This window comes from Roseospira visakhapatnamensis (assembly GCF_014197915.1).
Lineage (GTDB): Bacteria > Pseudomonadota > Alphaproteobacteria > Rhodospirillales > Rhodospirillaceae > Rhodospira > Rhodospira visakhapatnamensis.
The window spans coordinates 57,226-70,615 of record NZ_JACIGK010000009.1 but is presented as its reverse complement, the minus strand read 5'-3'; the positions used below and the strand labels follow the sequence as shown (position 1 = coordinate 70,615).

General features: G+C 68.2%; 20 protein-coding genes. 17 read left to right on the top strand and 3 right to left on the bottom strand.

Features of this window, described 5'->3' with window-relative positions; translation table 11 throughout:
- The first annotated feature begins 82 nt into the window (after positions 1-82).
- Positions 83-292: a cold-shock protein gene (locus GGD89_RS07470; RefSeq protein WP_184043696.1), complete on the top strand. Its 210-nt coding sequence runs from the start codon at positions 83-85 to the stop codon at positions 290-292.
- A gap of 126 nt (positions 293-418) precedes the next feature.
- On the opposite strand, the gene GGD89_RS07465 is transcribed toward GGD89_RS07470, so the two are convergent.
- Positions 419-691, bottom strand: coding sequence for a helix-turn-helix domain-containing protein (locus GGD89_RS07465; RefSeq protein ID WP_184043694.1), 273 nt, complete (start codon positions 689-691; stop codon positions 419-421).
- A gap of 444 nt (positions 692-1,135) precedes the next feature.
- Between GGD89_RS07465 and folD the strand changes: the two genes are divergently transcribed.
- The gene (gene folD / locus GGD89_RS07460) at positions 1,136-2,032 is read left to right on the top strand and encodes a bifunctional methylenetetrahydrofolate dehydrogenase/methenyltetrahydrofolate cyclohydrolase FolD (RefSeq protein ID WP_184043692.1); all 897 of its coding nucleotides are present in this window, start codon (positions 1,136-1,138) and stop codon (positions 2,030-2,032) included.
- A gap of 16 nt (positions 2,033-2,048) precedes the next feature.
- Here the strand turns inward: folD and GGD89_RS07455 are convergent, their stop codons facing one another.
- Together GGD89_RS07455 and GGD89_RS07450 are read right to left on the bottom strand one after the other, a co-directional pair.
- Positions 2,049-2,639, bottom strand: a complete 591-nt coding sequence (locus GGD89_RS07455) for a GNAT family N-acetyltransferase (RefSeq protein ID WP_184043690.1) — start codon at positions 2,637-2,639, stop codon at positions 2,049-2,051.
- A 592-nt stretch (positions 2,640-3,231) separates the two neighbouring features.
- Positions 3,232-3,558, bottom strand: coding sequence for a hypothetical protein (locus GGD89_RS07450; protein ID WP_184043688.1), 327 nt, complete (start codon positions 3,556-3,558; stop codon positions 3,232-3,234).
- A 288-nt stretch (positions 3,559-3,846) separates the two neighbouring features.
- On the opposite strand from GGD89_RS07450, the gene GGD89_RS07445 reads away from it, so the two are divergent.
- From GGD89_RS07445 to folB, 15 genes are all read left to right on the top strand, one after another.
- Positions 3,847-4,047 (top strand): YqaE/Pmp3 family membrane protein, encoded by a 201-nt coding sequence (locus GGD89_RS07445; protein WP_184043686.1) that lies wholly within the window; start codon positions 3,847-3,849, stop codon positions 4,045-4,047.
- Between the two features lie 100 nt (positions 4,048-4,147).
- Positions 4,148-4,339 carry a CsbD family protein gene (locus tag GGD89_RS07440; RefSeq protein WP_184043684.1) on the top strand — a complete coding sequence of 64 codons (192 nt, stop codon included), beginning with the start codon at positions 4,148-4,150 and terminating at the stop codon, positions 4,337-4,339.
- 226 nt (positions 4,340-4,565) lie between these two features.
- A complete protein-coding gene (locus tag GGD89_RS07435) occupies positions 4,566-4,868 on the top strand; it encodes a hypothetical protein (RefSeq protein ID WP_184043682.1) in 303 nt (100 codons plus the stop codon).
- A gap of 209 nt (positions 4,869-5,077) precedes the next feature.
- Positions 5,078-5,254 carry a DUF1328 domain-containing protein gene (locus tag GGD89_RS07430; protein WP_184043680.1) on the top strand — a complete coding sequence of 59 codons (177 nt, stop codon included), beginning with the start codon at positions 5,078-5,080 and terminating at the stop codon, positions 5,252-5,254.
- Between the two features lie 39 nt (positions 5,255-5,293).
- Positions 5,294-5,422: an entericidin A/B family lipoprotein gene (locus tag GGD89_RS07425; RefSeq protein ID WP_184043678.1), complete on the top strand. Its 129-nt coding sequence runs from the start codon at positions 5,294-5,296 to the stop codon at positions 5,420-5,422.
- 260 nt (positions 5,423-5,682) lie between these two features.
- Positions 5,683-5,985 carry a hypothetical protein gene (locus GGD89_RS07420; RefSeq protein ID WP_184043676.1) on the top strand — a complete coding sequence of 101 codons (303 nt, stop codon included), beginning with the start codon at positions 5,683-5,685 and terminating at the stop codon, positions 5,983-5,985.
- 148 nt (positions 5,986-6,133) lie between these two features.
- Positions 6,134-6,736 (top strand): HdeD family acid-resistance protein, encoded by a 603-nt coding sequence (locus GGD89_RS07415; protein ID WP_184043674.1) that lies wholly within the window; start codon positions 6,134-6,136, stop codon positions 6,734-6,736.
- A gap of 568 nt (positions 6,737-7,304) precedes the next feature.
- Positions 7,305-7,880 (top strand): exopolysaccharide biosynthesis protein, encoded by a 576-nt coding sequence (locus GGD89_RS07410; RefSeq protein WP_184043672.1) that lies wholly within the window; start codon positions 7,305-7,307, stop codon positions 7,878-7,880.
- 114 nt (positions 7,881-7,994) lie between these two features.
- Positions 7,995-8,726 (top strand): DUF1538 domain-containing protein, encoded by a 732-nt coding sequence (locus tag GGD89_RS07405; protein ID WP_184043670.1) that lies wholly within the window; start codon positions 7,995-7,997, stop codon positions 8,724-8,726.
- 156 nt (positions 8,727-8,882) lie between these two features.
- A complete protein-coding gene (locus GGD89_RS07400) occupies positions 8,883-9,722 on the top strand; it encodes a DUF1538 family protein (protein ID WP_221238368.1) in 840 nt (279 codons plus the stop codon).
- Positions 9,719-10,069 (top strand): P-II family nitrogen regulator, encoded by a 351-nt coding sequence (locus GGD89_RS07395; RefSeq protein ID WP_184043668.1) that lies wholly within the window; start codon positions 9,719-9,721, stop codon positions 10,067-10,069. Before GGD89_RS07400 ends, GGD89_RS07395 begins: the two co-directional genes overlap by 4 nt.
- Positions 10,066-10,515, top strand: coding sequence for a CBS domain-containing protein (locus tag GGD89_RS07390; RefSeq protein WP_184043666.1), 450 nt, complete (start codon positions 10,066-10,068; stop codon positions 10,513-10,515). Before GGD89_RS07395 ends, GGD89_RS07390 begins: the two co-directional genes overlap by 4 nt.
- Positions 10,516-10,519: 4 nt before the next feature.
- Positions 10,520-11,500 (top strand): calcium/sodium antiporter, encoded by a 981-nt coding sequence (locus tag GGD89_RS07385; RefSeq protein WP_343058556.1) that lies wholly within the window; start codon positions 10,520-10,522, stop codon positions 11,498-11,500.
- Between the two features lie 31 nt (positions 11,501-11,531).
- Entirely contained in the window at positions 11,532-12,380 is an 849-nt protein-coding gene (locus GGD89_RS07380) for an SDR family oxidoreductase (RefSeq protein ID WP_184043664.1), read from the top strand.
- A 117-nt stretch (positions 12,381-12,497) separates the two neighbouring features.
- Positions 12,498-12,923 (top strand): dihydroneopterin aldolase, encoded by a 426-nt coding sequence (gene folB, locus GGD89_RS07375; protein WP_184043661.1) that lies wholly within the window; start codon positions 12,498-12,500, stop codon positions 12,921-12,923.
- Positions 12,924-13,390 lie beyond the last annotated feature (467 nt).

Genomic DNA, 13,390 nt, shown 5'->3' with positions numbered 1-13,390 from the left:
ATGACAGCCGACCCGAGACCCGGCAGGCCCGGGACGGCGGCGTCAAGCTAACAACCCGAACAGTCAAAAAGGAGACATCACGATGATGACGGGTTCCGTGAAGTGGTTCAACAGCACCAAGGGCTATGGCTTTATCTGCCCCGATGAAGGCGGTCCAGACGTGTTCGTGCATATCAGCGCGGTCGAGCGCGCCGGCATGGGTCATCTCGACGAGGGCCAGCGCGTCGAATACGAGATCGAGGTGGATCGCCGTCGCGGCAAGTCCTCGGCCGTGAATCTGCGCGCCGTCTGATCCGACCGATCTGACGAGCACAGGCGTCGCCATCGGGCCTTCGGGACCCGGGGCGGCGCCTGTTGCGTTTTCCGGAGGCGGTGACGGTGGGCGGGGCCGGTCCGCGCCGGGGGCACCGGGCGGCGGTCAGTGCCGCGCTTGGGAAGACGGCCACAGGCCGTCCCGCAACGCGTCCAGAAGGTCGTCGTACAGGCCGTCGGGATGGATGCCCAGGACCCGGGCCACGGACAGCCGCTCGGCCTCGGCCAGATGCTCTTGGCCGGCTTCCACCGCGCGCAGGCGGGCGCTGTCAAGGCCGCATGCCGTGGCCAGATCCTCGATCCGCCATCCGCGCGTGATGCGCAGACGGGCAATGGCGCTGCCCACGTGGCTATCGATCAGGGCGGACAGATCCAGCATGCGGGGATCCATGACGCTCTTTCATCCTTTCCAAGTACCCGCGCCAAACTTGTAATATCGGTGAAATTTTACTTTTGACAGAATAGGTCATGCCTAGGCGATTCGGCAGGCATTGTGACGGTATTTTCTAGCATGTTGTATTTGAAAATACTCGGTGTGGCCGGGGTTGGCTGAATCCTTGCCAAACGGCGGCGCGTGTTGTTGGGGAGATTGCCGGCAATACCCCGCGCGACACCCGACTCGGGGGCCGAGGCCATGGGGGACCGCTGGCCTGGAGGTGAGGGACGACCCGCCGTTCCGGTGCCGGGCCGCTCATCGGAGCCGGTCGCCCGACGACCCTGGAGGGATCCGGCAAGGGCATTTCCTTCAGGTCGCCTTGGGCGTATGGTGCCGCCCCGGTCCGGTACTGGACGGGGCCGCATGATGCCGACGGGAGTTCGCCCCATGACCGCACGCCTGATCGACGGCAAGGCCGCCGCCGCCGCCCTGCGCCAGCGCATCGCCGCGCAGGTGGCGCGGGTGTCCGACCTGGGGGTCGTGCCGGGCCTGGCGGTGGTGCTGGTGGGCGAGGATCCGGCCAGCCAGGTCTACGTGCGCAGCAAGGAGCGTCTCGCCCGCGAGGCCGGCATGGTGTCGATCGCCCATCGGCTGCCGCCCACCACGCCCGAGGCCGACCTCCTGGACCTGATCCGGCGTCTCAATGCTGACCCGGCCATCCATGGAATCCTGGTTCAATTGCCGGTGCCCAAGCCGCTGGACGAGCGCACCATCATCGGCGCCATCGATCCCGCCAAGGATGTGGACGGCCTGCACCCGGTCAACGTGGGCAACCTGTCGATCGGCGGCGAGGGGTTGCTCCCCTGCACGCCCTCGGGCTGCATGATGCTGCTGCGCGACACCCTGGGCGCCGACCTGAGCGGCCTGCGTGCCCTGGTGATCGGCCGCTCCAACCTGATGGGCAAGCCGATGGCGCAGCTCCTGGTGCGCGCCCACTGCACGGTCACCGTGGCCCACTCCCGCACCCGTGATCTGGCCGACGAATGCCGCCGCGCCGATATCCTGGTGCCGGCCGTGGGCCAGCCGCGGATGGTGCGCGGCGACTGGATCAAGCCGGGCGCGACGGTCATCGACGTGGGCATGAACCGGCTCGCGCCCGAGCCGGGCCAGGAGAAGGGGCGCCTGGTGGGCGACGTGGCCTTCGAGGAGGCGGTCGAGGTGGCCGGGGCCATCACCCCGGTGCCGGGCGGCGTGGGGCCGATGACCATCGCCTGCCTGCTGGACAACACGCTGACCGCCGCCTGCCGGGCCGAGGGCCTGGCGCGCCCCGCCGTGGCCGCGTGACGGTCGCGGGCGGCCGTCAGCCGGCGTGGTCCCGATCCCCCCGGGCCGGGGGGGCCCGGTCCGGCCCGGATGCCGGGCGCAGGGTCCCGCCGAGCGGGGCGGCGTTTGGGGTCAGGGGCAGGGCCAGCACCCGATGCGGCCGTTCATGGGGCATCACCAGGCCGAAGCCGGCCGCCGGCCGGAACCCGAACACGCCGTAGTAGGACAGGTCGCCGACCAGCACCACCAGGCCGTGGCCATGCCGCTGGGCCTCGAACAGGCCCTTGCGCATCAACGCCTTGCCGATGCCCAGCCCCTTGAGCGCGGGCTCGACGGCGATCGGCCCCAGCAGCAGCGCCGGCCCTCCCGCGTCCCCCACCTGAATGGGCCAGAACCGCAACGTGCCGATGACGGTGCCGTCGGGCCGCGTGGCGACGAAGCCGAGGGCGGCCACGGGCTCGACGCCCTGGCGGTAGGCATAGGAGCGTTTGGCATGCCGGTCGGCGCCGAACGCCCGGTCAAGCAGGGCCTCGACGGCGGGGGCGTCGGCGGCGTCATGGGGCCGCAGGGCATAGGGAACGGCGGCGGGACTGGCGGGCAGGGGAGACGCGACGGGATCGAGAGGCATCGGAACGGGTCCTGGACCGGAGGCGGCGGCAAGGGGGTGAGCCCGCGCGGCGCGTCCGGCGATGACCGGCCCCCTATCCCCGGCGGAGGAAGGGCACGGTGGCGGACACACACGCGGGCCGGACGCCGAAGCGTCGGGCGAGCGCCTGTCGTCGTCGCTCTGTGTGATGCGCGTGGCGCGCGGTCCGCCGATCCAGACTCATCGGGGGGTGTCTCTCCAGGGGCCTCTTGCCAGGGACCGACCGCCAGCCGCAGTCAGGCGGCGTCGCCACGGTGCCCACGGCACACGACGGGAGGGGCGAGGCGAGTCCCCGCCACCCGAGGGCTCCTGATGCCATACTTCGGCGCCGATCGCCACATCCAAGACGACGCGACGCGGGAAAATCAGCCCTGCGCGCCACGCGGGGCGGTCGGGGGGGCGACCGGGGGCCCGGGATGCCGACGGGCGGCGGTGCGGGCCGTGGGCGGGGAGTCCCGGCCTTGACGACAAAAAAAACGGCCCGGGGTGTGTCCCCCAGGGCCGTCTACAGGACGCCGAGGCTCCCCGACCAGACACACCCGGTCAGGGAGCCGCGCGACAAAGCGGGCGTATGTTAGTTGGTCGAGTGATCCTTGGTGGCCTCGTCGATGGCCTCCTCGGCGTCCTCGGCGGCCTCGTCCATGGCGTCCTCGGCATCCTCGACGGCGTCGTCGACGGCATCGGCGGCGTCATGGGCCGCGTCATCCATGGCCTCGCCGGCGCTCTCGGCCGCCTCGTCGATGGCCTCGCCGGTCTCTTCCACGGCCTCGCCGGCTTCCTCCATCACCTCGCTGGTCTCGTCGGACGCCTGGCTGGCGGTCGACTCATTCATGGTCATCCCGAACATCACGGCCAGACCAATGGCGAGCACGGCGGCGAGACCGATGAAAAGCTTTCGCATGGGGCGTCTCCTTTCGATGGCTGTTGGACACAGACCGATAACGCCGGGGGCGCCCAGGAGTTCCCGACATACGTTTGATCGGGCGCGATTTGACGGCTGACCGGCGTCACGCCCGGGGTCCTGACAAAATCTGCAAACGGTCGGGAACCTCGTGGCCGTCGCCGCGTTGACCCAGCATGGAAACGAACAACGCTCCATCGTGAACCGGGGCGGTATCACAGGCGACGGTCCGCGTGACGTCGAAATCATTATGCGGTGTCGCAACGGGACGAGAAGGAGAGCCGTATCATGTCTACTCACACTCAGGGTCAGAATTCCGACAGCCTTCTGGGTGACCTTCTGAGGATTGTCTTGGCGCTGTTCCTGCCGCCGATCGCTGTCCTTCTTGAGGTCGGCCTGACCAAGCACTTCTTCCTGAATATCATTCTGACGCTTCTCGGCTTTCTGCCGGGCCTCATTCACGCGGTGTGGGTCGTCGCCCGTCGCTAGGGTCGGGGAATGATGGGCAAGGCTCATCCACCGCGTGGAGGCCGGCCCCCTCGGGGGCCGGCCGCTTCCCCCAATCACTCGTCATGAGGGAGATCACATCATGAACATGGATGACATCAAGGGGAACTGGACTCAGTTCAAGGGCAGTGTCCGTAAGCAGTGGGGCAAGTTGACCGACGACGATCTTGAGGAAGCCAAGGGCAACATCGAGATCCTGATCGGCAAGCTTCAGGAGCGCTATGGCATGGCGCGCGACGAAGCCAAGAAGCAGATCGAGAAGCTGCAGAGCTGATTGTCGCGTCGAGGCGCCTGACCGATCCGGGCGGATCCGTACGGCGGACCGGCCGACAGACCGGCGAGACGCGTGCGATTTCCGGGAACCTTTCAGACCGCGCGTGCGTTGGCCCCCTGTCACATCTGCATCACCCCGCGCGACGTGGCCCCCGGGGTCGCGATCGCGGGGTGTGCACCCCCAAGGGGCGGTTCCCGCTCTGCAAGCATGAATGAAGGAGTGTATTATGGCTGATCCGTCTGACATTCGCGAAAAGGTCGAGGCCAAGGCCGAGAAACTCGGTGCTCAGGTTGGGGCGCAGGCCGAGAAGCTCGGCGCTCAGGTCGAGAAGGTGGGCGCCCAGCTCGGTGCCCAGGCAGAGAAGGTCGAGGCCAAGGTCCAGTCCCAGACCCGGACCTTCAAGGACCACTATGATGACAAGACCCGGAAGTTCCAGGACGGGACGGATGCGCTCACCCAGAAGCTCAACAGGGGTTTGCAGTCGGCCTGGGGCATGGTCAGCAAGACCTTCGACTCGTCTCGCCGATAACGCCGCCGCGACAGCCCCGGGATCCGGCGCGCCGCGTCCGACCTGAGGCCGGTGTGCGCCCGCGATGGCGGTCTCCTGGCCACCCGCCTTGATCGCCCCCGCTGTACTCGCGCCCGTCTTGTTCGTCAGCACGTCGAGTGTGGCGGGTTGTCATGATGGAGCACGGGGCACGCCCCTTGATGTGGGCACCCCGTCGCATGGAGGATGTCATGCTTAACTGGGCCCTTTTGTTCCTGGTCGTCGCCATCGTCGCGGCCGTCTTCGGCTTCGGCGGCATCGCCGGCACCGCGGCTGGCATCGCGCAGATTCTGTTTGTCCTGTTCCTGGTGCTGTTCGCGGTGTCCATCATCGCTTCGGTTGTGCGCGGTCGTCGTCCGCCTCTCTGAGGCGCGCGGCAACGTTCACTCTTGGCCTGGAGGAAGCTCATGAAGACGATTGTGATCCTGATGTCCATGCTTGGCGCGCTGGCCGTGGCCGGCTGCAACACCGCCGAGGGGTTTGGCGAGGATGTGGAGGACGCCGGAGAGGCCATCCAGGACAGCGCCGACGGCTAGCCGGGGCGCCGATTCCTTCGCCGGGGTCCGGACGTTCGGCGACCGTCCGGAATCCCGATGGTGACCTGTCGGTCGGTGCCATCGTTCCCCGAGACCCGTGTCGGTTTATCCCGTCTCGGGCTCTGTCCAGACGGTCCTGTCGGCCGCTGTCTATGGTATGATGACACGGCAATCGCACGCAGGATTGTGTCTTCTTCGCAACGTTCTGGACAAACTCTTGATCGCGCTCAAATGCGCAGACTCGAAAACGGAGAACACCCATGTCGCTGCAAGACAATAAGTACGTTCAGGCCATGCAGAACGACTTCGATACCCTCAAGAAGAAGTGGGACGAACTGCGCGGCGGCTCCGAGGCCAAGCCGGAGTCCGGTGACGCGCCCGGCGAGGGTGCGGACGACGATGGTCAGAGCTCCAAGTTGATGGAGACCGCCTGGCAGGACTTCAAGGAGCAGTCCGAGAAGCTTCAGGCGGCCGGCGGCACGGCGTCGGAGGAACTGCGCGGCAGTTACGAAGCGGCCCGCGATAGCTTCAAGAGGATCCTCGACAGCTATCGCAAGGGCTGACACACGTCCCGTCGGTGACACGGTTCGAACGCGGCGGGCGGGCCACCCGAGGGGGGTGGCTTTCGCCGCCGGACCGGGCCGCACCGCAGGCGCCCCTTTCGACTGCCGCTGGGGGCATTGGGTCTCGAAAAAATAAAGGGTTGGAACCATGTCCTCTTCCATTACGTCCACCGACGAAAAAAAATATCCGCTGCCCGAACAGGATCCGGCCGACATCTGGGGGGTCGATCCCAGCGATTTGTCCCGCATTGGTGTCGTGTTTGTCATCCTGGGCCTGGTGGCGCTTCTGCTGCCGAGTTTCGTCACCCTGACGGTCGAGTGGCTGATCGGCCTCACGCTGCTGATCGCCGGTGGCTATGAAATGACCTACGCCCTGCCGTTTCGCGGCAAGCGCGGCGCCTGGTGGCACCTGGTCCTGGGCACCATCGTCTTCCTGTCGGGTATTCTGTTCCTGGCGTCGCCGCTGTCCGGCGCGCTGACGCTGACCCTCATCATCGGCACGATGTTCATCGCGTCGGGCGTCGTGAAGACCGGATTCGCCATTGCCGTTCGCCGCATCCGGGGCTGGCACCTGAGCCTGTACAGCGCGCTGATCACCCTCGCCGTGGGCTTGGTTATCGTCTTCCTGTTGCCGGTGGTGTCCGCGTGGCTGCTGGGTGTGCTGGTGGGGCTGGAATTCCTGATCAACGGAATCTGGATGCTGATCCTCAGCTACCGCGCCACGCGCGATTCCGAGATCGAGACGATCTAGTGCGCTGATCCAGACACAAAATGCCGTCCGTATTCTTTTGTCTGGATCGAAAGGGCACTGGAAACAATGTCTTGTGCGGCGACGTTTGTATTCAAGGGGGGCTCCCCTGAAAGCGTCGCTGCACGAGGGGTCCTGACTCCGATGGTCGTTGCCGTGAGTCGGGACGGGCTGGACGATCTTCGGAGTCACGCGGGGCGACAACAGGGGCACGGGGACGTCGCGGCGTTTGAACGGGAGTTCCCGGTTGCCTCGGGCGATCCCTCTGTTCGCCGCGCTCGGTCGGGGTGAAGACGGGCCGTACAGGACGTCCACGCCGTCGTGATCCCGAACGCGCCCGAGAGGGCGAAGGGACTTCCAGAGGTGACGCGTCCCGCCGTCGGCTTGGTGGCGCCCATCCCGATGCTATCGTCATGTCCATGGGGCCTGGCCCCTCCCGCAGACGGTGCCGCCGCCCGTGACCACGCCGGTCGCCGGTGGCGGTCTTTTCGACCGGGACCCGGCGGGGTCGAGGCCCCGGACACACCCGCCGCCGGGACGCCGCGCACGCGACAATGGAGGACCGGGACGCATGGCCCAAAGCATGGAAGATGTGCTCGACACGCTGGAAAACGCGGCGAACGACGGCGACACGGTCTCCGCCGACGACATGATGTCCGCGTTCGGCCGGCGCGCCTATGGGCCGCTGGTGTTTGCCGTCGGTCTGGTCATGCTGTCGCCGATCAACTGGATTCCGGGGGCCGGCATTCTGTTGGCGACCGTTCTGATCCTGCTGGTGATCCAGTCGCTGGTGCGGACGGGGCCGCCGTGGGTTCCCGCGCGTCTCCGCCACGCCCGCGTCGAGAGTGACCGGGCGCGCCGAGCCATCGGCGCGGTGCGGCCCTGGGTGAGGCGCGCGGCCGCCGTGGTCCGTCCCCGCCTGGAAGCGATGACGGCGGCACCCTGGCGCCCCCTGGCGATGGTGGTCATCGTCGTCATGGCGCTGTCGATGTATCCGCTGGCCGTTATCCCCGGGGGAACCGCTCCGCCGTCCCTGGTGATCACCCTCTTCGGCGTGGCGCTGACGGTGGAGGACGGCGTGCTCATGCTGGTCTCCCTGATCCTTTCGGCGGCCGTGGTCGGCTTCACGGCCTGGGTGATCCTGTAGGGCGCCGGCCTCCGGGAGCGGGTTGACCACACGCATTGACAGTCCGGCGGGCAGCCCGCATGGTCGCCGTGGACGTCCGTTCGCTGTCCTCCCGGCCCGGAGCGCGCCGCCGCCATGCCGGCCCTGCTGTCATTCCTGCGCCTGATCCTGAGCGCCCTGCGCGATCTGGCGCCGATCATCCTGGTGATCGGCTTCTTTCAGCTTGTGGTCCTGCAACAGCCGTTCCCCAACCTGCTACCGATTGTGACCGGGTTGGGGCTGGTGCTGCTGGGGCTGGCGTTCTTCATCCAGGGCCTGGAAATGGGCCTGTTCCCGCTGGGCGAGTCCATGGCCAACGCCTTCGCCCACAAGGGCAGCGTGGCCTGGCTGCTGGCCTTCGCCTTCGCCCTGGGGTTCGGCACCACGGTGGCCGAGCCGGCGCTGATCGCCGTGGCCGCCGAGGCCGCCGAGGCCGCCGCCCAGGCGGACCTGATCGCCGCCGACGCGGACAGCCGCGCGACCTACGCCCTGGGCTTGCGCTACACGGTGGCGGTCTCGGTCGGCGTGGCGCTGCTGCTGGGCGTGTTCCGTATTCTCAAGGGCTGGCCCGTGCCGGTGTTGATCATCGGCGGCTACGTGGTGGTGGTGGGCCTGACCTTCATCGCCCCGCCGGAGATCGTCGGCGTCGCCTACGATTCCGGCGGTGTCACCACCTCCACCATCACCGTGCCCCTGGTCACCGCCCTGGGCGTGGGGCTGGCCACCGCGCTGGGCGGGCGCAATCCGATGATCGACGGGTTCGGGCTCATCGCCTTCGCCAGCCTGACGCCGATGATGTTCGTGATGCTCTACGGACTGGCCTACTGATACCAGCCGGCCTTTGCCCTGACTCGTCAGGACAAAGGCCATACGCCGCTTCGCGGCGCCGGCGCGGTCGCGCCGGCCGCCCGACGAAAGAAGTCTCTTCTTTCGTCGGGCGGTGTGACGCCGCCGCCAGCGGCCCATGAGGGAGGAACCCGCGCCGTGCCGCCCGCAACGTCCCTGGCCATCGATCTGGTCGATACCCTGTGGAGCACGGTGCTGGACGTGGCGCCGATCCTGCTGATCCTGGTGCTGTTCCAGGTGATGGTGCTGCGCCAGAAGGTGCCGCATCTGCGGCGCATGATCCTGGGGTTCCTGTACGTCGTCCTGGGACTGGACCTGTTCCTGGTGGGCCTGGAGATGGCCCTGTTCCCGCTGGGCGAGATCATGGCCACGCAGCTCACCGACCCGGCGTTCATCCACGGCGCCGAGGGCGCGGAGGCGGCCCGGGGCGCCGACGGCGTGCGCTGGCGCGACTACCTGTGGGTCTACGCCTTCGCCGCCGCCATCGGCTTTTCAACCACCATCGCCGAGCCGGCGCTGATCGCCGTGAGCCTGAAGGTGACCGAGGTCTCCGGCGGCGCGGTCAGGAGCGGGGGCCTGCGGGTGGCGGTGGCGGTGGGCGTGTCCATCGGCGTGGCGCTGGGAACGATGCGCATCGTCACCGGCTGGTCCTTGCCCTTGTTCATCGTCATCGGCTATGTGGTGGTGATCGTTCAGACGGCGTTCGCCCCGCGCGCCATCGTCCCGCTCGCCTACGATTCCGGGGGGGTCACCACCTCCACGGTCACCGTTCCCCTGGTCACGGCCCTGGGCTTGGGGCTGGCCTCCAGCATTCCCGGGCGCAGCCCGTTGCTGGACGGTTTCGGCCTGATCGCCCTGGCCAGTCTGTTTCCCATGATCACCGTCATGGGCTACGCGCAACTGGGCGCCCTCGTGGCCCGCCGCGCGGCCCGACGCCCGGACGGACGCGATCCGCGCCAGGAGCGCGACCAGCCATGAAGTTCAAGCTTATCGTCGCCAGTGTCTCGGATGAGGTCACCGACGCCATCGTCGACGCCGCCCGCGCCGAGGGGGCCACCGGCTGCACGGTGGTGACCAGCGCCCGGGGGCAGGGGCTGAAGAAGACCAAGACGTTCTTCGGCCTGGACCTGAGCGGTGCCCGCGACGTCGTGCTGATCATCGTCGAGCAGCATCTGTCCCGGCGCATCCTGGAGCGTATCTCGGAGGCCGGCGGCTTCGACGACCGCCCCGGGACCGGCGTGGCCGTGATGATCGACGTCGAGGACGCGGTCGGGCTGGGCAGCCAGATCCATACCCTCCAGAGCGAGATCGAGGACGAGATATGAGCGCCAAGTCCCCCGCGCCGGTCCACCCCTATGTGCCCGTCCGCGATGTGATGTCCGAAACCCCCTACCTGATCGAGGGCATGGCGACGGTCGCCGACGCGGTGCGCATGATCGCGGAAAAGGGCGTGAGTTCGCTGGTGGTCCGCAAGCGGAACGAACACGACGAATACGGCATGATCGTGATTCAGGACATCGCCGATAAGGTGGTGGCCCTTGACCGGGCGCCCGAGCGCGTCAATGTGTACGAGATCATGAGCAAACCCCTGATCTCGGTTCGGGCCGACATGGACACCAAGTACGCCATCCGTCTGCTGGGGCGCTTCCATCTGTCCCGCGCCATCGTCATCGACAACGGATCCCTGGTGGGCATCGTCACCCTGAGGGATCTGGTGCTGGCGTACCTGGGCGCCCGTGAGGGGGCCCGCCCCGCCGTGACGGAGGCGTGATCGCGTGCTGGTGTCCCTGAGTCTGGTGTTGGCCGGCGTGGTGTTGCTGCCCGCCGGGTCCCATGTTCTCGTCAAGGGCGCGGTGGCGATGGCCGAGCGCCTGGGGGTGTCCGCCCTGGTGGTGGCCCTCACCGTGGTGGCCTTCGGGACCTCGCTGCCCGAACTGGTGGTCAGCCTGCGGGCCGCCCTGGCCGGGTCGCCGGGGATTTCCGTCGGCAACGTGGTCGGCTCCAACATCGCCAACGTGCTGCTGATCCTGGGCGCCACGGCGGTGCTGAAGCCCATCGTCAGTCCGCCGGGGGAGAACCGGCACGACACCGTCATCATGCTGGCGGTCACCGCCGTGTTCGTCGGCGTGGCGATGTCGGGCGAGATCCCGCGCTGGCAGGGCGGGGTGATGGTCGCCCTTCTGGCAGTGTTCATTGTCCAGTCCTACCGGCGCGATTCCAGCCGTCCCGACGGCACGGGCGTCCATATCGCCGAGGTGGAGGAGTACGAGGGGCTCAAGAACCGCTCCTGGCTGGTGATCGTGGCGGCGATGCTGGCGGGGCTGCTGGCGGTGATGGCCGGCGCCCACCTGATGGTCACCGGGGCGGTGGACATCGCCCGTGTCCAGGGCGTGCCGGAAGAGGTGATCGGCCTGACCATGGTGGCCGTGGGCACCTCGTTGCCGGAGCTGGCGGTGTGCGTGGCGGCCGCCCTCAAGGGCCGGCCGGAGGTTGCCGTGGGCAACGTGCTTGGCTCCAACATCTTCAACATCCTGGCCATTCTGGGCCTGACGGCGCTGGTGATCCCGATTCAGGTGCCCGACCAGATCCTGCGCTTCGACCTGTGGGCCATGGTGGTGGTGAGCCTGCTGGCGGTGCCGATGCTGCTGCGGCACGGCGGCATGGGGCGCCTCGCGGGCGTGGTGTTCCTGAGCCTGTATGTCGCCTACATCGCCGCGCAGTACGTGGGGGTCGCCCGCCTTCTGGGTGATGCCTGACCGGAGCCCCCGCAGACCGGAGCCGCCCGCCATGACCGACGCGTCCCCGCCGTCCCCAGCCGACGCCTCGGCCGACGTCCTGTCCGCCGGCTGGCCCGTGCCGGCCGGCATTCCCCGGCATGCGCTGGTCACCGGCGCCGGCCGGCGCCTGGGGCGCGCCCTGGCCCTGGACCTGGCCGAGGCCGGCTTCGCGGTCGCCGTGCACCACCGGGGTGCCGCCGACGAGGCCGAGGCCGTGCGCCGGGAGATTGTCGGGCGCGGCGGGCGCGCCGTCACCCTGCGGGCGGATCTGTCGGTGGAGGCCGAGACCGCCCCCCTGGTGGCGCGTGCGGCGGCGGCCCTGGGCGGGGCGGTCGGGGTGCTGGTCAACAATGCCTCCACCTTCGAATACGATGCCTGGGACACGGTCACCCGCGAAAGCTGGGATGGCCACGTGGAGCCCAACCTTCGGGCGCCCTTCGTGCTCACCCAGGCCATGGCGCGGGCCTTGCCGGCCGAGGCCGAGGGCGCCGTCCTGAACCTGATCGACCAGCGGGTCTGGAGCCTGACGCCGCACTTCGTCAGCTATAGCGTCAGCAAGGCCGGCCTGTGGGCGTTGACCCAGAGCCTGGCGCTGGCGCTGGCGCCCCGCATCCGCGTCAACGCCATCGGTCCGGGGCCGGCGCTGCCCAGCCCGCGCCAGACCCAGGCGCACTTCGATGCCCAGTGCGCGGCCCTGCCTCTGCGGCGCGGCACCTCGCCGGACGAGATCCGGCGCGCCGCCCGGTTTCTCCTTGCGGCGCCGTCGGTAACCGGGCAAATGTTGGCGCTGGACGGCGGCCAGCATCTGGCGTGGGCCTGGCCTCCGGCGGACACCCTGGCCATGCCGCCGCAAGAGTGACCCGTTGCGGGCCTTCATCGGTCCCGACCGCCCCGGACACGACGCGTGGGCGGCTTCTGTGAGGCGGCGATCCCGTGTGCCGTCCTCCTCCCCACTCCCCCGGGCATGGATGGTCCGATGAGTCCTCGATCCAAGCTGTACCCCGTGGCGCCGTCCGGCCTGTTGGCGGACGCGCGGGCGGGTCTGCGCCACGTGTTCGTGCGTGACCTGGACCTGTCGGCGCGCATCGGCGTGTACGATCACGAGCGGCAGGCGCCGCAGCGGATTCGCCTCAACCTGGACCTGGCGGTGCGCGAGGGCGGGGTGCCGTTGGACGACCGGCTGGAAAACGTGGTCTGCTACGAGGTGGTGCTGGATCGGGTGCGGGCGATCGTGGCGGCCGGCCACGTCAATCTGGTGGAGACCCTGGCCGAGCGGATCGCCGACGCGTGCCTGGAGGACAGCCGCGTGCGACGGGCGCTGGTCCGGGTGGAGAAGCTGGATGTGTTCGCGGATGCCGGCAGCGTCGGCGTGACCATCGAGCGCCTGAATCCATTCGGGTGACGGCGGGCCGGCCGACCGGCCGCTGGCGGCCGTGGCGGCCATGACGAGTCGGTCCCGTCCAGGTCCCGGGGCGGTGCCGCTTTCCCAGGTCGGGCATCCGGTCATTCCATCGGATTCGTTCTTTCGACACGATGGGACACACCCAAAGCAATAGGGCGAAATACCAGGACTTTTCCGGATGCGTCATCGTCCGGGGTGCCCAGGCGCCACTGTCTCGTGGAACTTGTGCACAGGCGCGCCCCTGTCACGAATGGGTCTTTCGACTGTCAAGAACCGAATCGGCATGTCCCCCGCAATCTTGGTTCAAAAAATTTTTTCTTTTTATATCAACACCTTAACAAGCCTGCACATTTTGTGGGCAAGGGGATGAAAACGGCGGAATCCCTTGTGATCGGGACATCGCCTCACGCTCCGTCCACAAAGTTATCCACATGTTCCGTGGATAGATTTTGGCTTGATCTGGCGCG

What these genes read in the sequence shown, in the direction of transcription:
- GGD89_RS07435 (WP_184043682.1), top strand. Translation starts at nt 4,566, where the DNA reads ATGGCTGATCCGTCTGACATTCGCGAAAAGGTCGAGGCCAAGGCCGAG.
- GGD89_RS07415 (WP_184043674.1), top strand. Translation starts at nt 6,134, where the DNA reads ATGTCCTCTTCCATTACGTCCACCGACGAAAAAAAATATCCGCTGCCC.
- GGD89_RS07420 (WP_184043676.1), top strand. Translation starts at nt 5,683, where the DNA reads ATGTCGCTGCAAGACAATAAGTACGTTCAGGCCATGCAGAACGACTTC.
- GGD89_RS07455 (WP_184043690.1), bottom strand. Translation starts at nt 2,639, where the DNA reads ATGCCTCTCGATCCCGTCGCGTCTCCCCTGCCCGCCAGTCCCGCCGCC.
- GGD89_RS07380 (WP_184043664.1), top strand. Translation starts at nt 11,532, where the DNA reads ATGACCGACGCGTCCCCGCCGTCCCCAGCCGACGCCTCGGCCGACGTC.
- GGD89_RS07390 (WP_184043666.1), top strand. Translation starts at nt 10,066, where the DNA reads ATGAGCGCCAAGTCCCCCGCGCCGGTCCACCCCTATGTGCCCGTCCGC.
- GGD89_RS07470 (WP_184043696.1), top strand. Translation starts at nt 83, where the DNA reads ATGATGACGGGTTCCGTGAAGTGGTTCAACAGCACCAAGGGCTATGGC.
- GGD89_RS07445 (WP_184043686.1), top strand. Translation starts at nt 3,847, where the DNA reads ATGTCTACTCACACTCAGGGTCAGAATTCCGACAGCCTTCTGGGTGAC.
- GGD89_RS07450 (WP_184043688.1), bottom strand. Translation starts at nt 3,558, where the DNA reads ATGCGAAAGCTTTTCATCGGTCTCGCCGCCGTGCTCGCCATTGGTCTG.
- GGD89_RS07410 (WP_184043672.1), top strand. Translation starts at nt 7,305, where the DNA reads ATGGCCCAAAGCATGGAAGATGTGCTCGACACGCTGGAAAACGCGGCG.
- GGD89_RS07425 (WP_184043678.1), top strand. Translation starts at nt 5,294, where the DNA reads ATGAAGACGATTGTGATCCTGATGTCCATGCTTGGCGCGCTGGCCGTG.
- GGD89_RS07440 (WP_184043684.1), top strand. Translation starts at nt 4,148, where the DNA reads ATGAACATGGATGACATCAAGGGGAACTGGACTCAGTTCAAGGGCAGT.
- folD (WP_184043692.1), top strand. Translation starts at nt 1,136, where the DNA reads ATGACCGCACGCCTGATCGACGGCAAGGCCGCCGCCGCCGCCCTGCGC.
- GGD89_RS07465 (WP_184043694.1), bottom strand. Translation starts at nt 691, where the DNA reads ATGCTGGATCTGTCCGCCCTGATCGATAGCCACGTGGGCAGCGCCATT.
- GGD89_RS07405 (WP_184043670.1), top strand. Translation starts at nt 7,995, where the DNA reads ATGCCGGCCCTGCTGTCATTCCTGCGCCTGATCCTGAGCGCCCTGCGC.
- GGD89_RS07395 (WP_184043668.1), top strand. Translation starts at nt 9,719, where the DNA reads ATGAAGTTCAAGCTTATCGTCGCCAGTGTCTCGGATGAGGTCACCGAC.
- GGD89_RS07430 (WP_184043680.1), top strand. Translation starts at nt 5,078, where the DNA reads ATGCTTAACTGGGCCCTTTTGTTCCTGGTCGTCGCCATCGTCGCGGCC.
- folB (WP_184043661.1), top strand. Translation starts at nt 12,498, where the DNA reads ATGAGTCCTCGATCCAAGCTGTACCCCGTGGCGCCGTCCGGCCTGTTG.